Annotated in this window: 11 protein-coding genes; 3 read left to right on the top strand and 8 right to left on the bottom strand. The window is 75.4% G+C overall.

Translation table 11 applies throughout. The features are described 5' to 3' along the window. Positions 1–89: 89 nt before the first annotated feature. The 6 genes from ACZ434_RS09050 to ACZ434_RS09025 form a co-directional block, all read right to left on the bottom strand. On the bottom strand, positions 90–2,495 hold the full coding sequence (locus tag ACZ434_RS09050) for a VWA domain-containing protein (RefSeq protein ID WP_468453410.1): 2,406 nt from the start codon (positions 2,493–2,495) through the stop codon (positions 90–92). A 140-nt stretch (positions 2,496–2,635) separates the two neighbouring features. Further along, positions 2,636–3,166, bottom strand: a complete 531-nt coding sequence (locus ACZ434_RS09045; RefSeq protein ID WP_468453408.1) for a Pycsar system effector family protein — start codon at positions 3,164–3,166, stop codon at positions 2,636–2,638. Continuing rightward, complete coding sequence (locus tag ACZ434_RS09040; RefSeq protein ID WP_468453406.1) at positions 3,163–4,452, bottom strand: hypothetical protein; 1,290 nt, start codon at positions 4,450–4,452, stop codon at positions 3,163–3,165. The genes ACZ434_RS09045 and ACZ434_RS09040 overlap by 4 nt, the downstream gene beginning before the upstream one ends. After that, on the bottom strand, positions 4,449–7,283 hold the full coding sequence (locus ACZ434_RS09035) for a hypothetical protein (protein WP_468453404.1): 2,835 nt from the start codon (positions 7,281–7,283) through the stop codon (positions 4,449–4,451). The genes ACZ434_RS09040 and ACZ434_RS09035 overlap by 4 nt, the downstream gene beginning before the upstream one ends. Continuing rightward, complete coding sequence (locus tag ACZ434_RS09030) at positions 7,280–8,200, bottom strand: hypothetical protein (protein WP_468453402.1); 921 nt, start codon at positions 8,198–8,200, stop codon at positions 7,280–7,282. Before ACZ434_RS09030 ends, ACZ434_RS09035 begins: the two co-directional genes overlap by 4 nt. A 673-nt stretch (positions 8,201–8,873) precedes the next feature. Further along, complete coding sequence (locus tag ACZ434_RS09025) at positions 8,874–9,731, bottom strand: Crp/Fnr family transcriptional regulator (protein ID WP_468453400.1); 858 nt, start codon at positions 9,729–9,731, stop codon at positions 8,874–8,876. A 192-nt stretch (positions 9,732–9,923) separates the two neighbouring features. On the opposite strand from ACZ434_RS09025, the gene ACZ434_RS09020 reads away from it, so the two are divergent. The 3 genes from ACZ434_RS09020 (at position 9,924) to ACZ434_RS09010 (ending at position 14,242) form a co-directional block, all read left to right on the top strand. Beyond that, the gene (locus ACZ434_RS09020) at positions 9,924–11,753 is read left to right on the top strand and encodes a gamma-glutamyltransferase family protein (RefSeq protein ID WP_468453398.1); all 1,830 of its coding nucleotides are present in this window, start codon (positions 9,924–9,926) and stop codon (positions 11,751–11,753) included. A 100-nt stretch (positions 11,754–11,853) separates the two neighbouring features. Next, positions 11,854–12,702, top strand: a complete 849-nt coding sequence (locus ACZ434_RS09015) for an inositol monophosphatase family protein (RefSeq protein WP_468453396.1) — start codon at positions 11,854–11,856, stop codon at positions 12,700–12,702. 130 nt (positions 12,703–12,832) lie between these two features. Beyond that, a complete protein-coding gene (locus ACZ434_RS09010) occupies positions 12,833–14,242 on the top strand; it encodes a phytoene desaturase family protein (RefSeq protein WP_468453394.1) in 1,410 nt (469 codons plus the stop codon). A gap of 126 nt (positions 14,243–14,368) precedes the next feature. On the opposite strand, the gene ACZ434_RS09005 is transcribed toward ACZ434_RS09010, so the two are convergent. Both ACZ434_RS09005 and ACZ434_RS09000 read right to left on the bottom strand, forming a co-directional pair. After that, positions 14,369–15,430 (bottom strand): SPFH domain-containing protein, encoded by a 1,062-nt coding sequence (locus tag ACZ434_RS09005; RefSeq protein ID WP_468453391.1) that lies wholly within the window; start codon positions 15,428–15,430, stop codon positions 14,369–14,371. A gap of 4 nt (positions 15,431–15,434) precedes the next feature. Then, positions 15,435–15,866: an NfeD family protein gene (locus ACZ434_RS09000; protein WP_468453389.1), complete on the bottom strand. Its 432-nt coding sequence runs from the start codon at positions 15,864–15,866 to the stop codon at positions 15,435–15,437. Positions 15,867–16,023: the final 157 nt, after the last annotated feature.

Below are 16,023 nucleotides of genomic sequence, written 5' to 3'. Positions count from 1 at the left end.
CAGGTCCTGGTGGCGGACCTGCCGTGGGCTGTGGGGTGGGCGGGTCCCGGGGGCGGGCCGGCGAGGAGCACCGGCCCGGCCGCCCGGGATCAGAGGGCGTCGCTGAGGTCGTCGTCGTACGAGGACCTCGCGGGCGGGTCGGGGGGCAGGGGCTGCTGCCCGCCCGCAGCGGCTCCCGGCCCGGTCCCGCGCCGCGGGAACAGGCCGGACAGCCACCGCGGGACGGCGGACCCCGAGCGGTGCGGCGCCCCGGTCCCCGTGGCACGCTCCACGCGCAGCCGCGCCTCGCCCCGCAGCGCGATGTCCTGGCCGAGGGGCAGCGTCCGCTCCCCGCCGTCCGGGGTGCGCAGCCGTACGCCGGTCCGCGGATCGCGCTGGAGGGCGTACTCGCCGCCGGGGGACGGGTGCAGCCTGGGGTCCGTGCCGTACTCGTCCAGGACGTCGAACCGGTACCAGGGGCCGCGGCCGCGGGGGACGACGATCTCGCTCGCCGTCCGCTCACCGGAGCCGCCGGGCACGGTGAGGCCGATCCGGAGCCCGCCCGGGTCGACGTCGGTCGCCTGCTGCCGCCGGCGCCACACCGCGTACCCGGTGAGGCCGGCCACGGCGACCAGGGCGGAGACCAGCGCCCACCACCAGTCCGCCCAGAACCGCTCGTACCACGGGGGCACCGGGGTGATGTCGAGGTCGACCAGTTTCGCGTCGAGCGGCCGGCCGCGCTCGTCCCGGTCCAGGACCTCCACCCGTGCGGTGAGCCGGTGCGGCCGCTGGCCCGCGTCGACGGTGAGCCGCCCGCGGCGGTTCACCGACTCGCCGGGCGCCAGGGTGATCTCCGCCGGGGAGATCCTGACCGCCCCGGGCTCGGTGTCCCGCGGGTACAGGCGCAGGGTGCGGGGCTCGCCGGAGTCGTTGGACGCCAGCAGGACGAAGGGAACGCCCTCCCCGGGGTGCACCTCGGCGTCGTCGACGCGGATCTCGGCGCGGACGTCGGGGTTCACGGGGGCGGTACGGGTGAGGAAGGGCCGGTGGTCGGCGGTGAGCCCGACCGCGCCGAGCACACCGACGGCCTTCAGGGCGCCGTCGGCCCCGTCCGGGATCAGGACGGTGCCCGTGAACCGGCCGTCGCCCGCCTTGCTGTCGCCGTTCTCGCCCCGGTCGCCGAGCTCGAGGTCCTGGGGCGGGAACCCGTCGCCGGTCAGCTCGCCGGAGACCTTGAGCCTGCGCAGGTCGTCCGGGTCGCTGACGCCCTCGTCGTCCCGGGTCTGCAGCCCCAGCTCGATCCGGACCTTCTCACCGGGCCGGGGCGAGGCGGGGGTCATCACGATCGAGGAGCGGACCGTGCCGCGCCACTGGACCGAGACGCTGGCGAGCTTGTCCCGGTGCCCCTCCGGGGCGTCCAGGCGGACCTGCCAGTCGCCCGGTCGCGGATCGGTGATCCGCAGGGACTCCACCTCGCCGCCCGCCCCGGCGAGTTCGAAGCGGGAGCCGTCGGCGCGGGTGCCGGGTTCGACCTTCTCGCCGCGGGGGTCGTAGTAGGTGGCCCGCACCTGGGGGTCGCCCTTGGAGACGACGATGGTGGCGAGGGTGGCCAGCGGGGAGAGCCGTACGGAGATGTCGGCGGGCGGCCTGTCCTCCACCGGAGGGTCGGTGACCAGGCAGCGGGCGCCGGCGAAGGCACGCTGCAGGGCGTTGCCCAGGGTCGTCGAGTCGGGCACGACCGTGGCGCGGGGGCGGGCCGCGGGGAGATCGGTGCAGCCGCCCTGGTAGCCACCGGCCGCCATGGCGTCCAGGGCGCTCTCGTCGATGCCCTCGCCGAAGCCGAGCGGCCAGATCTGCACCTTGGCGCGGGCGGCCTCCGCCAGGGCCTTGTCCAGCTCGCGTGCGCCGTTGGTCCGGCGGCTCTCCAGGTCGCGGCCGTAGGCCGGGCTGTCGTCCACGTCGAGTTTGCCGTCGGTGAGCAGGAACAGCACGCGGGGCCGGTCGTCGCCGTGCTCGCCGAGCCGGGTGACGGCCTGCCTGATGACGGCGGGGAAGTCGGTCCCGGTGCCCGTGCCCTTCGCACGCCGCGCCAGCCGCCCGATGCACTCGCCGGTCTTCTCCCGGGCCACGGGATCGAGTTCCGTGGTCGGACACACCTCGTCCACGGGGCTCTGCTCGTCGTTGTCGGCGCTCGCGAAACCGAGGACGGTGATCCGCGAGGCCGCCGATATCTCACCGACCGCGATACGGCCCGCGGCGTCCCGCTCCCGCTCGACGTCGGACGGCCGCAGACTGCCGGACTGGTCGACCGCGATGGCCAGTTCCACCGGCTCCGGGGCGTCGGACGCGGCGAGCGACGGGGCCGGGGGACCGGATCCGGGCAGGCCCGGCTCGGCGAGCAGGAGGACGGCCAGGAGAGCCGCGGCGTACCGGGCGCCGCGTGCCGCGGCGCGCCCTCTCGCCGGCCGTGCGGTGACCGGTCCCCCGCGGACCGGTGCGGTGATGTGTGTGTCCACGTGCTCCCCTTCTGTGTCACTTCATTTGCCTGTATGTCGGGCGCGAGAGGCGTGTCGTGGCCCCTGGACCCCCGGCCGGACCGGGGGCCGCGCTCGACGACGGCCGCGCCCGGACCGTCCCTCGTCCGGGCGCGGACGGGTCAGGCGAGCAGCAGCCCGCCCGTTGCCGACAGCGCCCCCGGGACCAGCCACCCGACCCCCCAGCGGATGCACCGGTACTTCTCGGCGAGGATGAGGCTGGTGTCCACGGCCTGGGTGAGCAGCCAGGCCGTGATGTCCCGGCACGCCGCGGTGACCGCGTCGGCCACCCCCTGCGCCCCCGACGTCCCGTGCACCGCGACGACATCGGCGAAGAAGGTGATGCCCGGTCCCACCCGCTCAGTTCCGCTCCGCGGCAGCATCGCCCGAACGAGTGACACGGTGCCCATCAGCCACATCAGGGCGCCCAGCCCCACCAGCACCAGGCTCAGGGAGGGGCCGTCGCCCGGCAGCCGCCGGCCGGAGCCGATCACCAGGGCCGGCGCTCCCAGGGCCAGGGAGAGCAGCACCGATGCCTTGACGTCGGCGCGTCCCGTGTCCTCCCGGACGGTGGCGAGCAGCCGCTCGGCCACGTACCGCGTCTCCGTGCCGGTGACGGCGGACGGGGCCGGCGCACCGGCCGTGCCGGTCACCGGCCGCCGCCGGTGTGTCCCGGTCCGGGCCGGTGCGCGTCCGTGCTCCACGAACCGTCCGCGGGCCCGTCCGACCAGAAGTCGTCCTCCTCGTCCTCCGCCGGACGGGTACGGGACGGCGTGCCGGACGCGGCCGGGACGGCGGCCGGCTCCGGGGGAGTGCGGTGTCCGGACGGCTCCTCCGGCTCGCCCCACCAGTCGTCCTCGTCGGCCCGCGGCGCCGGTTCCGGGGCCGCGCGGTTGTGCGCCGGCCGCGGTTCCGGGACCGGGCGGGCGTCGTCCGCCCACCGCTCCCCGCCGGGCCGCCGGTCCGCGTCCGCCGGACGGCCGGGCCAGGCCGGTTCCAGCGCGGGCACCGGGCCCGCCCCCGCCCCGCGCCCCGGGCCGGCCGGAGCCGGCGGCAGGGCGGGCGGGGCGCCGAAGTCCCCGCGGACCGGGTGGCCGTAGGGCTGGTCGGGCAGTGCCATCCGGCGGATGTACGCGTCCAGCTCCGGGGTGTTGACGCGGCCCTCGCGTGCCATCCGGACCAGGAAGTCCCTGTTCTCCCGCTGCTCCTCCGCCTGGCTGTCGATCATCATCCTGACCAGCTCCGCGACCTCCTTGCCGTCCCCGGAGGCCATGAGATAGGCGTACTTCTCGGCGTCGGTGCCCTGGGCGATCGCGGCGAACCCCTTGTAGCGGATGGCGACCCGCTGGGCCTCCGCGTCGTCCAGCCGCGCCCCGGCGACGAAGTCGATGTGCGCGCGGTCGGTGCCGACCTCGACGAACATCCGCGTGCGCAGGCCCACTTCGCGGCCGATGTCGGCCCACTTGCCCGCCGTGATCTCGGACCGCACGGCCCGGTTGGCCTCCTGCGCGTGCTGCACGGCGTACCGCCCGGAGACGTCCTGGAGCCGGTCGACGATCTCGGGACCGAGGTCCTCCTCCACGCTGAACAGGCGCTTCTCCGCGACCAGCCGGTAGTCGGTCACCTCCCAGCGCAGTTTCACCCTCGTCTCGAAGAAGGTGGCGGCGCCCAGGGCGGGCAACTCGACGTCGAACGTCGTCACATGACGGCCGCGGGCGATCTCGCACACGCTCGTCGGGCGGGCCCACCTGCTGGGCCGGTGCGTGTGGTCGGCCCCCTGGGAGGTGATCACGCTGTGCCCCCCGTCCTGGTAGAAGAGCACCGAGGCGACCTGCACGCCCGCGTGCCGGAACCCCCTTTCCCGCAGGATCCGTTCGCGCAGGAACGGCCCGGCGATGTTCTCCGGGATGGTCAGTTCTTCCTCCGGGCCCACGGTCACCTCTGGTCCTCCCCCCGGCCCCTCGGGCCGCTCGTCGTCGCCGCCGTCGCGGACAGCACATGGCGCGCGAAGGCGCCGGTCATCGGTTCGTCGGGCGCCTCGGCCAGGTGGCCCAGCAGCCACCGCAGCCGCGCGGCGTCGCGCCGGCTGCGGATCATCCGCGGCAGCAGCCAGAGCAGCGCCCGGAGGATCTCGCCCGGCGGCGTCCCGGCCCCGTCGTCCGCCGCGGGCGCGGTGCCGTGCTCCCCGTCCGAGGCCGCCGCCTCCGGCTCGAAGACGTAGGTCCGCCGGTCGTGGCCGGGGAGCGCGGCGTCCGCCTCGGCGGCCCGCAGCCACAGGGCCAGGCCCTCGGTCGCCACCTCGGCGGACAGGTGGCTGTCCAGGGCCCGCCACAGCAGATCGGCGAGCGGCTCGGCCGCCTCCTCCACCGCCACCGCGACCGCCAGGACGAGCGGCCAGTGCGCGCGGCGGGCCAGTTCCGCGTCGGTCGGCCCGACCGGTGCGCGCGGCACCGGGGGACGGGACGCGGACCGGACGCGGTCGGCGGCGGCCCGCGCGTCGGTACCGCGTGGCATCCCGGGCACGCGACCGGCGACCGGGACACCGCCGGGGCCGCCGGACCGTGCCCCGGGCACGGAACCGGCCGGCGGCGCTCCGGCGGCCGGAGACCGCGGTTCGTGCGTCTCCTCCGGCTGCCACATGTCGTCGGTACGGGCGCAGAACAGCCGTACGGCACACAGCATCGCCAGGTTCAGCCGCTCGCCGGACGCGTCGTCCGACCACTCCCGCAACAGGGTGGCCGCCTCACCGGCCCGGCTGCCCGCGACCAGCCGGGCCGCGCCGTAGGAGGCGACCAGCGCCTGGGCGCCCTGGTCGCGGCTGCCGACGTCGTACAGCAGCTCCAGGGCGGCCCGCGTGTCGTCCATGACACGGCCGGAGCCGACCGCCAGCGCCGCCGTCCACCGCAGGGACGCCACCGGGGCGTACGCCCAGTCCGTGACCACGGCCCGCACCGCGCGGCGGTACGGCTCCCGCCCGGCGGCCTGGCCCAGCGCGGTCGCCGCGAAGAAGCGGCGCCGGGTGTCGCGCGCGACGGCCAGGGGCCGGATCAGGGAGGTGAGGCCGTAGCCCAGATCGGCGGTGGCCAGTTCGCCGGCCACCACGGCGGCGCGCACCCACACCTGGGGGCGGGTGTCGCCGGCCAGCTCGCGCAGCCAGCGCACCACCGGACCGCGGGCCGCGTGGTGGCGGTGCCACACCTCGGCGAGCACCGACGCGGCCAGCGCCTCACCCCGGTACGCGGCGGTGCGCACCGGCACCGGCACACCGCCCACCAGCTCCTCCCCGTCGTCGCGCAGTTCGGCCCGGCAGGCGGCGAGCAGGCCCTCCACGTTCTCGGTGAACACGGGACGCCCGTGCGTGCGGCCGGGGGCGCGCGTGGTGAGGATCTGCTGGGCGAGCAGCTCGGCGGCGTCCGCGACCGCGCTGAACGCCTCGCCGTCCAGGACCGCCAGCGCGATCCGGAAGGCGGCCTCCCGCACCCGGGCCCCGTCGTCGTCCCCCTGGCCGTCCGCCGCCGCACGGTCGCGGCCACCGGCCGGCGGCAGCGGGTCCGCCGTCCCGGTGAACCACTCGTGCGCCTGCCGCCGCGCGATGGTGGCGCAGGCGTCCAGGAGGTCCTCGCGCGGCAGCTCGCCGCGCACATGGCGCGCCACCCACAGCGCGAGCGACCCGGTCTCGGACGGGCGCAGTGCCTCCGGCCGGATGCCCAGCGCGGCCACGAAGAGGGGATGCGCGAGGATCTGCCGGCCCCGGGCGAGAGCGTCGGGCGTGTCCTCCTCGGACAGGTGCTGCATCAGCTGCCACGTCAGCAGCTCCCCGGCGGGGGCCGGCGGGCAGGCCCGGCCGTAGCGCCCCGGCAGCAGGTGTCCGGCGGGGGAGGAGGGGGAGACGACGAGCACCGCGTACGCGCCCTTCGCGGCCAGGCGCGCGGCGAGGGCGTCGAGGTGCGGCTCCTGCGGCGCGGTCCAGCCGCCGGCGGCCTCGGGGAGCTGGGCCAGCAGGCCGCCGCCCTCCGGGACGCCGGTGACCACCGCGTCCGGGTCGTCCGACAGCAGCCCGAGGTCCGACGGGGCGAGCCGCGTGACCCGCCCCCGCACCGGACCGTCGGCGGCGGACCCGGCGCCCGTGAGCTCGTCGAGCAGGCAGAGCCCCGTCGTCAGCCGTCCGGTCCCGGGCGGGCCGCCCAGCACCAGCACGCGGCGGCCCCGCAGGACGTCCCGGAGCGCGGGATACCCGTCCGGGGGCCGGTAGATCCGGCGCAGCCGTAGCAGCTCGTCCTCCGGTACGTCCCCGAAGACCGGGACCGACCCGTCCCGTGCCCCGAGGTAGACGTCGCCGAAGTGGGCGTGGGCGAAGCGGCTCCGGTCGAAGACGCTGTTGTTCCCGCGGACGTCGAAGCGCGCCTGCGCGGCGCGCTGGGCGAGGGCCGCGGCGCGCGCCTCCCCGGGCACGCCCGAGTCGGACAGCGGATCGCGGATCGCCTCACGGAAGCGGTCCTCCTGCTCCCGCCACTCACCGCCGTCCCGACCGCCGTCCTCCCGGTCGTCGTCCTCCCGGTCGTCGGGCGCGTGCGGGCCCTCGCCGTCGGCGTCGCTTCCCGCGCCGGGGCCGTGCCCTGCGGCAGGGCGGTCCGGTTCCCCGCCGGGCTCCCGGCCCGCCCTGCCGTCCTCCCGGGCGCCGCGGTGGGACGCGCCCCGTTCCGCGTCTCCGGCGTCCCGGTCCCCGGGCGCGAGGAGAGCGCCGCCCCCGTACCCGTCGTCGCCGTTCAACGGTGCCGCCCCTCCGCCGGACCGCTGTCGCCGGCCGCGGGCCGGTCGCCGCCGAAGGTGACGGGTCCGTGGAAGACGGCACGGTCCTGCACGACACTCGTGCCGCCCTGCACCTGGATGTCCCAGTGGGCGCCGCCGTCCCCGCCGGCCGGCCGGTCCCGGTCCCCGCCGGCCCGGCCGTTTCCGTCGGCGGAAGGCCGGCCGGCCGCGGTCGGGGCGGTGTCCCCCGTGCCCGTTCGCGGCCGGCGGCCTTCCGCCTCGGCTCCCGCGGATGTGCCGCCCCCGTGTTCCCCCGTGGGCACGTCCGCGGGAAGCATGCCGAAACCCTCGTCGCCCGGCAGCGTGGGTCTCGGTTCGCCCGGCACGTGGAACCACGCGGTGACCTTGCCCTCCTTGAGCGTGATCCGTGCCGGACGGTAGGAGGAGGGCTCGACGAAGCGCCCGCCGTGCCGGACCACTTCGTGGTGGAGCGAGTCGGAGACGACGCAGACCAGATCGCGTCCCGAGTGCTCCAGCAGCGAACGGGCCACGGAGGAGTCCGCGAGGCGGCAGACCAGGTCCATGGCCTGGCCCGACAGACCCTCGTCGTCGTGCTCCACCGGCCCCACGTGCAGCCCGACGCGCAGGCCCAGCCGGCGTGCCAGGTCCTCGTTGCGCAGGCGCTGCCGCTGGTGCATCTCGGCCAGCCAGGTGCCGATGATCTGCATGGGCGGGATCCGCGCGTCCACGGCGGCGATGAAACCGTCCCCCCGGTCCTCCAGGTGGAGCATGCTCCGTGCCACCCCGGACGCGGCGAAGGACGCGTGCGCGAGGTCGTAGAGCTGTGCGCGCATCCGCCGCTTCGCGCCGTCGAGGTAGCTCCCGGACCCCCGGGCGTCCACGCTCATCAAGGTCTTGTAGACGGCTCCGTCGGCCATCCGCCCCTCCCCTGTCGTGCGATGACTGCACGTCAGCATGGCGGCTCGCACTGCTCCTGGATGTGGTCGTTTACACATCCGGTCGCAGCACATGGATCGCGCACCGAAAACGCACGACGCGCAAGAGGCGCCGCACTCCGCCGCGCACACCGACACAACCCCTCGGGGCTCTTGACAGACCGGCCCGAGCCGGGCAAGGCAGAGGCGCTACCGCGCGCGGGCCGCGGCTTGCAGCGGGGGAGTGGGCAACCGGGGAGACACCACGGCGGCACACTCCGAGCCCACCGGCGGGACCGGGCGTCGGACCGGCGGACTTCGGTATGCGGGCCGGGGGCCCGCGAGTGGGGGCGCGGTGCAGTGGTTCGGCGACTGGCTCGTGGGTGGTGCCGTGGTGCCGTGGTGCCGTGGTGGCGGTGGGGTCGTGCCGGGTGGGCTGGGCGAGGGCTGGGGGAGTTTCGCCCGGCGGGTTGCGGGTGAGGGCGCGCAGTCTGACGGGGCGTGAGCGCGAGTGGCGGGTTGCGGTCAGGGGGCCGGGGACCGGAGTGTCGCCGGGGGTCCGTAAGTGGGGCGCGGTGCAGTGGTTCGGCGACTGGCTCGTGGGTGGTGCCATGGCGGCGGCGGGGTCGTGCCGGTGAGCTGGGCGAGGGCCGGGCAGTGGAGTGGCGGGCCTTGGTCAGCGGGTCGGGAAGTCGATGTTTCCGCCGGTCGCGAGCAGGCGCAGCGCGTCGCGGTCGACCAGTTCGATGCGCCGGGGCCGGGTGCGTACGACTCCGGCGCCGCGCAGCAGCCGCAGCGACTTGGCCACCGCCTCACGGGTGGCGCCCACGGCATCCGCGAGGTCGTGCTGGGCCAGCTGCGCGAGCACGGGGAACTCCTCCCCGGCCGGGTGCGCTGACCCCGGAGCCGGTGCCGTCCGCCCCCGCACGCCCCCGCCCGGGGCTTCCGTACGCGCGCCCGGTACCTGCCCCCGGGCCGCTCGCGCCGGTGCGTTCCCGCCGTTCCGGGCGTCCTGGCCGGCCTGCCCGTGCTCCGGGGCCGGGAAGCTCTGCAGTTCGCCCAGCTCCAGCAGCCGGGCGGCGACGCGCTGCAGCACCGTCAGCGAGGCGAGCGCCCGGCGCTCCTCGTCGGCCGTGCGGAGGCGGGCCACGAGCTGGGCCATGAGCAGCGCCCCGACCCGGGGGTCGCGCCCGGCGAACGCGCGGAACCGGACGCCGGAGACCACCAGGGCCCGTACCGGCCCCAGGGCGGTGACCGTGGCGCTCCGGGTGACGCCGCCCAACGCGGCCATCTCACCGAGGAGTTCGCCCCGCCGCCGCAGGGCGAGGATCAGCCGGGCCGACGAGCGGTCGGTGGCCGTCGACACGACGGCCCACCCGTCGAGCAGTACCAGCACATGGCTGCTGTCGTCCTGCTCCAGCAGCAGATGCTCGTCCGGCCGGAACGCGCGCTCCGCGCCGATACGGAACAGATCCTTCCGAGCCTCGTCGTCGAGGGCGTCGAGGAACGTGCGGTCCTGCACCGTCAGACCCATGAGCGCCCATCGCCTCCGGCAGGGGAAGGGGAGTCGGAATGACGTGCCACCCTACTCGCGTGGCGCGACGCGCACAGGGATACCGCCGGGACGTGCTCCCCGCACCCGGGACCGTCGGTCGCGCCCCCGGTCGATAGCCTGCTGCCGATCGGGGCCAGAGGTCGCCGGCACGCGCGCACACCGAGGTGAGAGATGCAGTTCACCACCCGCCCCACCCTCCAGGGCACGTTCGGCATGGTGTCCTCCACCCACTGGCTCGCCTCGCAGTCGGCGATGGCCGTGCTGGAGGACGGCGGCAACGCCTACGACGCCGCCGTGGCCGGGGCCTTCGTCCTGCACGTCGTCGAACCGCACCTCAACGGCCCGGCCGGCGAGGTGCCGATCCTGCTCGCGCCCGCCGGCGGTGAGGTGCGGGTGCTGTGCGGTCAGGGCGTCGCACCGGCCGGGGCGACCGTCGCCCACTACCAGGGCCTCGGCCTGGACCTGGTCCCCGGCACCGGACCGCTCGCCGCGGCCGTGCCCGGCGCCTTCGACGCCTGGATGCTCCTGCTGCGCGACCACGGCACCAGAACGCTCGCCGACGTCCTGAAGTACGCCATCGGGTACGCCGAGCACGGGCACCCGCCCGTGGAACGCGTCGGCGAGACCGTCGAGACCGTACGCGAGCTGTTCGAGACGGAGTGGACCTCCTCCGCCGAGGTGTACCTGCCCGGCGGTCGCGCCCCCCGCCCCGGCACACCACTGCGCAACCCCGCCCTGGCCGCCACCTGGAAGCGGCTGCTCGCCGGAACCGCCGGGGCCGGTGACCGCGAGGCGCAGATCGAGGCGGCGCGGGCGGTGTGGCGGGGCGGATTCATAGCCGAGGCCCTGGTCCGCCAGTCCGCGCGCCCCACCACGGACACCAGCGGCGAGCGCCACACCGGCACCCTGACCGCCGCCGACCTCGCCGGCTGGTCCGCCACCTACGAGAACCCGGTGACGTACGACTTCGACGGCTGGACCGTGTGCAAGGCGGGCCCCTGGAGCCAGGGGCCCGTCCTGCTCCAGCAGCTCGCCCTGCTCCCGCCGGAACTGCCCCGCTACGGCTCCGCGGACTACATGCACCTGCTGATCGAGGGCTGCAAGCTCGCCATGGCCGACCGTGAGGCCTGGTACGGGGACGCGGCCGAGGTGCCGCTCGACGACCTGCTGTCGGCCGAGTACAACGCCGAGCGGCGGACCGCGGTCGGCCCCCGCGCCTCCCACGACCTGCGGCCCGGCAGCCCCGGCGGACGCGCCCCGCGGCTGAGCGCCCACGCGCGCGTCGTGGCCACCGAGGAACCCGGCTTCACCCCCATGGGCGTCGGCGAGCCCACCGTCGCCAAGAGCCCCACCTCCCCCGTGCCCGGCGAACCCGAGGTCCGCGCCGACGGCGCCACCCGTGGCGACACCTGTCACCTGGACGTCGTCGACCGCTGGGGCAACATGGTCTCGGCCACCCCCAGCGGCGGCTGGCTCCAGTCCAACCCCGTCGTGCCCGAACTGGGCTTCCCGCTCGGCACCCGGCTCCAGATGACCTGGCTGGAGGAGGGACTGCCCAACACGCTCACCCCCGGCCGCCGCCCCCGGACCACCCTCACCCCGTCCCTCGCGCTCCGCGACGGCGTGCCGGTCATGGCGTTCGGCACCCCCGGCGGGGACCAGCAGGACCAGTGGCAGCTGCACTTCTTCCTCGCGGTCGCCCTGCGCGCGAAGGTACGCGGCGGACTCGACCTCCAGGGCGCCATCGACGCCCCGAACTGGCACAACGACAGCTTCCCCGGCTCCTTCTACCCGCGCGGCATGCGCCCGGGCAGCGTCACCGTCGAGTCCCGCACCGACCCGGCCGTGGTGGAGGCGCTGCGCCGGCGCGGCCACGAGGTGACGGTCGGCGGCGCCTGGTCGGAGGGCCGGCTCTGCGCCGTCGCACGGGACCCGGCCACCGGCGTCCTCTCCGCGGCCGCGAATCCGCGCGGGCAGCAGGGCTACGCGGTGGGCCGCTGAGCCCAGAAGCCGACGGGCCGGCGCCCCATTTTCCTTCCGATTCCACCTGAGGTGCACCGGGAGTGACGGGAATGTCAGTGGCCCGTGCTCTCATGGAGGCATGACCGAGTACCACGACGAGACCATCGACGAGTTTCTCGCCACGCACGCCTCCGACGTGGAGGAAGCCGTCCGCAAGGCCGCCGCACAGGAGATCATGCCCCGCTGGCGCCGCCTCGCCGACCACGAGGTGGACCGCAAGGCGGGCCCGCACGACCTGGTGACGGACGCCGACCGCAACGCGGAGCTGTACCTCACGGAGGCGCTCGCCGCCCTGCTGCCCGGCTCCGCCGTCGTCGGCGAGGAGGCGGTGCACGCCAATCCGGACTCCTACGAGGCGATACGGGGCGAGGCGCCGGTCTGGATCATCGACCCCGTCGACGGGACGCGCCAGTTCGTGCACGGCGACTCCGGCTTCTGCACCCTGATAGCCCTCGCCCGGCACGGGGTCGTCCACGCCTCCTGGACCTACGCCCCCGTCCCCGACCAGCTCGCCACGGCCGTCCGGGGACAGGGCGCCCACCTCGACGGGCAGCGCCTGCACGCCGGCTCCCCGGAAGCCGGCGCCGATCTCCGGGTGGCCACCTCCCACCCGGACTTCACGACGGACGAACAGAAGCGCGCCCTGCTCGGCCTGTGGACGGACGGCGTCGCGCCGCGCTCCTGCGGCTCGGCGGGCCTGGAGTACCTGGCCGTCGCCCGCGGCGCCTGCGACGCGACCGCGTTCTGCTGGGAGGCCGCCTGGGACCACGCGGCCGGTCTGCTCCTCGTGGAGGAGGCCGGAGGCACCCACCTCACCCGCGCGGGCAGGCCCTTCGACATCCGGGGCGGCAACACCCTGCCCTTCACGGCGGCCCGCGACGCGGCCACCGCGCACCGGGTGGTGGAACTGCTGGCGGACGCGGCCTGACCCGAACGCGGAACACCGAACGCGGGCGGCGGTCTTACGGGGCGGCGGGCCCCGGAAGGCCGCCGGAGCCCCGGCATATCCTGATCCTCCCGTGGCCGCCCGCTGACAGAGGAGTCCGAAGGTGCCGTCGATGCTCGATGCGGTCGTGGTGGGGGCGGGGCCGAACGGGCTGACCGCCGCCGTGGAGCTGGCCCGGCGCGGCTTCTCGGTGGCCCTGTTCGAGGCGAAGGACACGGTGGGCGGCGGCGCCCGCACCGAGGAACTCACCCTCCCCGGCTTCCGCCACGACCCGTGCTCCGCCGCACACCCCCTCGCGATCAACTCACCCGCGTTCCGCGCCCTCCCGCTGGAGCGCTACGGCCTGGAGTGGCTGCACGCGCCGCTGCCCATGGCCCACCCCTTCCCGGACGGCACGGCGGCCGTGCTGTCCCGGTCGGTCGCCGAGACGGCCGCCTCCTTCGGACCGCGCGACGCCGGCGCCTACCGCCGCCTCGTCGAACCCTTCCTGCCCGCGTGGGACACGCTCGCCCGCGACTTCATGTCCCTGCCGCTGACCGCGCTGCCCCGCGACCCGGTCACCCTCGCCCGCTTCGGCCTGGTCGGGCTGCCCCCGTCCACCTGGCTCACCCGCCGCTTCCGCGACGAGCGGGCCCGCACCCTGTTCGCCGGACTGGTCGCCCACGTCATGGCCCCCCTGAGCGGCTTCGCCACCGGCGCCGTCGGCCTGGTCTTCGCCCTCGCCGCGCACGCCCGCGGCTGGCCCGTGGCCCGCGGCGGCTCCCAGGCGCTCTCCGACGCCCTCGCCGCGTATCTGAAGGACCTCGGCGGCACCGTCCACACCGACTACGAGGTCAAGCGCCTCGACGACCTGCCGCCCGCCCGGGCCTACGTCTTCGACACCTCGCCCACCGCCCTGGCCCGCATCGCCGGCTTCGGCGACCACTACGCGCGCTACCGCTACGGACCGGGCGTCTTCAAGCTCGACTACGCCCTGGACGGCCCCGTGCCGTGGACCGCGCCCGAGGCCCGCACGGCCGGCACCGTCCAGATCGGCGCGGACAGCGCCGAGATCGCCGCCGCCCTGCACGCCGCCTCCCGCGAGGGCCGCGCCCCCGACGCCCCGTTCCTCATCACCGTGCAGCCCGGCGTCGCCGACCCCACCCGCGCCCCCGCCGGCAAGCACGTCTTCTGGGCCTACGGCCATGTGCCGAACGGCTGGACCGGCGACCTCACCGACGCCGTCGAACGGCAACTGGAACGCTACGCCCCCGGCTTCCGCGACCGCGTCCTGGCCCGGGCCACCGCGGGACCGCCCGAACTCGCCGCCCGCAACGCCAACTACGTCGGCGGCGACATCGCCTCCGGCGCCGCCTCCGGACTCCAGCTGCTGCTGCGTCCCAGACTCTCCCTGTTCCCCTACGCGACCCCGCACCCGGCCGTCTTCATCTGCTCCTCGGCCACCCCGCCGGGCCCCGGAGTGCACGGCATGTCGGGCCACAACGCGGCGAAGGCCGTCTGGAGAAGGCTGCGGCAGACATGACCCCCGCGATCACCCGCGTCCAGGGCGACATCACGGCCGTCGAAGAGGTCGGATTCGTCCTCTTCGACGACCGCGCGTACCGGGCGTTCGCCGCACGGGCCGGCTGACAGCCGGGCCGGCCGTCCCTCAGGTACGGCTGTCGTCGCCGCCCTCCGTGAGCCCGCGGCGCCCGCCGCCCGTGACGGAGCTGTCGGCCTCGGCGGCGTCCGCGAGGGCCTCCGCGGCGGCACGGGCCGCCTGGGCGGTGTCGTCGGCGGCCCGGGTGGTGCTGTCGTCGGCCACCGGCTTCTCCCGGGTGGCCGGTGACGGCGGCAGCGCTTCGGTGAAGGCCTTGGACACGCCCTGGAGGGCGGAGGTGATCTCGCTGGGGATCACCCAGAAGTTGTTGCCCGAGCCCTGCGCGAGCTGGGGGAGGGTCTGGAGGTACTGGTAGGCGAGGAGCTTGGGGTCCGGGTCGTTGCGGTGCACGGCCTGGAACACCTCGTCGATGGCCCGCGACTGCCCCTCGGCCTCGAGGATCGCGGCGGTCCGGTTGCCCTCCGCGCGCAGCACGGCCGCCTGCTTGTCGCCCTCGGCGGTGAGGATCTTCGACTGGCGCTGCCCCTCGGCGCCCAGGATCGCGGCCCGCTTGTCCCGCTCGGCGCGCATCTGCTTCTGCATGGCCTCCTTGATGGACTGCGGGGGGTCGATGGCCTTGATCTCGACCCGGTTGACCCGCAGCCCCCACTTGCCGGTGGCCTCGTCCAGCACCCCGCGCAGCTGGCTGTTGATGGTGTCCCGCGAGGTGAGGGTCTTCTCCAGGTCCATGGAGCCCACGACGTTGCGCAGGGTGGTGACGGTGAGCTGCTCCACGGCCTGGAGGAAGCTGGCGATCTCGTAGAAGGCCGCCCGCGGGTCGGTGACCTGGAAGTACAGCACGGTGTCGATCTCGACGACCAGGTTGTCCTCGGTGATGACCGGCTGCGGTTTGAACGAGACCACCTGCTCGCGCAGGTCGATCAGCGGGTGCACCCGGTCGATGTACGGGATGACGAGGCTGAGCCCGGGGGTGAGGGTGCGGTGGTAGCGGCCGAGCCGCTCGACGTTGCGGGCGCGTGCCTGCGGCACGATGCGCACCGCCCGCACCACGGTGAAGATCGCGAACAGCGCGACGATCAGGGCGGCGATGAGAGAGGCGGTGATGTCCATGGCTTCAGTCCCTGGGGTAGACGAGCGCGGTGGCGCCGCTGATCTCTATGACGTCGGCGGTTGTTCCGGTCCTGATGACCAGGGTTTCGTCGTAGCTGCGCGCCGTCCACTCCTCGCCGTCGATACGGACCCGGCCGCCCGTTCCGGTCACGTCCGACAGGACGTAGGCCGGCTTGCCGATCAGGGCGTCCGTGCCGAAGCGCACGGTCTGGGGCCGGACCATGTGGCGCAGCGCGAGGGGTCGTACGAACAGCAGCGTGCCGCCGGCGACCAGGGCGTACACCAGGAGCTGGAGCCAGAGCGGCAGCCCGGCCGCGGCGACCGGCGCGGTGACCAGCGCGGCCGCGCTCAGCATCCCCAGCGCGGCAGTCAGGGTGAAGATCTCCGCCACGGCCAGGACGGCCGCGACGATCAGCCAGATCAGCCATGGATCCATGACGCGCCTCTTCTCACCGGGTGCGGGTCCGAGGGCCAGACCTTTGCTCCCACTTTACGGATGAGTAGCCCAGGTTCCGAGATGTGTGCGTGAGGAAACCGTCCTGGCCGAAAGAACCACCAGGACCGCACAGAGTCCGACGGGGTCATTGCTTCGG

The organism is Streptomyces sp. NPDC030893 (genome assembly GCF_055571535.1).
The sequence above is the reverse complement of the archived record's forward strand: the minus strand, read 5'-3'. Positions and strand labels throughout refer to the sequence as shown.

What these genes read in the sequence shown, in the direction of transcription:
- ACZ434_RS09030 (WP_468453402.1), bottom strand. Translation starts at nt 8,200, where the DNA reads ATGGCCGACGGAGCCGTCTACAAGACCTTGATGAGCGTGGACGCCCGG.
- ACZ434_RS09025 (WP_468453400.1), bottom strand. Translation starts at nt 9,731, where the DNA reads ATGGGTCTGACGGTGCAGGACCGCACGTTCCTCGACGCCCTCGACGAC.
- ACZ434_RS09020 (WP_468453398.1), top strand. Translation starts at nt 9,924, where the DNA reads ATGCAGTTCACCACCCGCCCCACCCTCCAGGGCACGTTCGGCATGGTG.
- ACZ434_RS09015 (WP_468453396.1), top strand. Translation starts at nt 11,854, where the DNA reads ATGACCGAGTACCACGACGAGACCATCGACGAGTTTCTCGCCACGCAC.
- ACZ434_RS09010 (WP_468453394.1), top strand. Translation starts at nt 12,833, where the DNA reads ATGCTCGATGCGGTCGTGGTGGGGGCGGGGCCGAACGGGCTGACCGCC.
- ACZ434_RS09005 (WP_468453391.1), bottom strand. Translation starts at nt 15,430, where the DNA reads ATGGACATCACCGCCTCTCTCATCGCCGCCCTGATCGTCGCGCTGTTC.
- ACZ434_RS09000 (WP_468453389.1), bottom strand. Translation starts at nt 15,866, where the DNA reads ATGGATCCATGGCTGATCTGGCTGATCGTCGCGGCCGTCCTGGCCGTG.